At 69.5% G+C, this 1,353-nt stretch carries 1 protein-coding gene and 1 pseudogene; both read left to right on the top strand.

Annotated features, from left to right (window positions below):
* Positions 1-8 precede the first annotated feature (8 nt).
* Positions 9-1,031, top strand: coding sequence for an alpha/beta fold hydrolase (locus H928_RS0112715; RefSeq protein WP_027010899.1), 1,023 nt, complete (start codon positions 9-11; stop codon positions 1,029-1,031).
* A gap of 33 nt (positions 1,032-1,064) precedes the next feature.
* Positions 1,065-1,353 (top strand): annotated as a pseudogene (locus H928_RS27555) (cytochrome c biogenesis protein DipZ); the annotation flags it as partial.

Raw genomic sequence — 1,353 nt, 5'->3', positions numbered from 1 at the left:
GGCCCCCCATGAACCCGATCATCCCCCCCCCCCGCCGCAGCTTTTTGGGCAACGCCGCTCTGGGCCTGGCCCTGGCGCCGATGGGCAGCTTGCTGGCCAGCAGCGCGCGCGCAGCCAGCCCCAGCGACGCCACGGGTTTTGGCCCGCTGAAGCAGATCGATGCCGGCGACCTGCGCGTGGAATACGCCGAAGCGGGCCCCGCCAACGGCCCCGTGGCGATCCTGCTGCATGGCTGGCCTTATGACATCCATGCCTTTGCCGATGTGGCACCGCGCCTGGCGGCTGCGGGCTACCGCGTCATCGTGCCCTACTTGCGCGGCTACGGCGGCACGCGTTTTCTGTCGGCCAGCACCGCACGCAATGGCCAGCAAGGCGCAGTTGCGCAGGACATCATTGCGCTGATGGATGCGCTGGGCGTGCGCCAGGCGGTGCTGGGCGCCTTTGACTGGGGCGCGCGCACCGCCTGCATCATGGCGGCGATCTGGCCCGAACGGGTCAGCGGCCTGGTGTCGGTGAGCGGCTACCTGATCGGCAACCCCCAGGCCAACGCCAAGCCCCAGGCGCCTGCTGCCGAATACGCCTGGTGGTACCAGTCTTACCTGGCCACCGACCGGGGCCGCGACGGCTATGCCGCCAACCCCGCCGCTTTCAACCGCTTTATCTGGCAGCAGGCCTCGCCGCAATGGCAGTTTGACGATGCCACCTACCAGCGCAGCGCCCAGGCCTTTGACAACCCGGACCATGTCGCCATCGTGGTGCACAACTACCGCTGGCGCATTGCACTGGCACAGGGCGAATCGCGCTTTGATGCGCTGGAGGCCCGGCTGGCCAGCGCGCCGCGCATCGCCGTGCCCAGCATCACGATGGAGGGCGATGCCAACGGCGCGCCGCACCCCGCGCCTGCTGCCTATGCCGCCAAGTTCAGCGGCCCCTACCAGCACCGCAACCTGGAGGGCGGCATTGGCCACAACCTGCCCCAGGAGGCGCCGGCGGCCTTTGCCCAGGCCGTGATCGACGTCACCCGCTTGTAAGCCTGTCCTTAACCAGCCATCCAAGGAGCTGCCATGGCCTTGTACCTTGTTGCCTTTGCCGCCGGGGTGCTCAGCGTGCTGAGCCCCTGCATCCTGCCCGTTCTGCCCTTTGTCTTTGCACGCCAGGGCCAGCCCAGCCGCCACGGCACCCTGCCGCTCTTGATCGGCATGGCGCTGGCCTTTGCGGCCGCTGCATCGCTGGCCGCCGCAGCCGGCGCCTGGGCGGTGCAACTGAGCCAATTTGGCCGGGGCCTGGCGCTGCTGGCGCTGGGCGTGTTTGCCGCCTCCCTGCTGTTCCCCGGCCTGGCCGCCTGGTGGAGCC

Source organism: Comamonas sp. B-9, assembly GCF_000410635.1.
Taxonomy (GTDB): Bacteria; Pseudomonadota; Gammaproteobacteria; order Burkholderiales; family Burkholderiaceae_C; genus Comamonas.
This window is presented reverse-complemented; position numbering and strand designations above follow the sequence as displayed.

Excerpts from the sequence above, each read along its gene's own strand:
- H928_RS0112715 (WP_027010899.1), top strand. The coding sequence starts at position 9 with ATGAACCCGATCATCCCCCCCCCCCGCCGCAGCTTTTTGGGCAACGCC.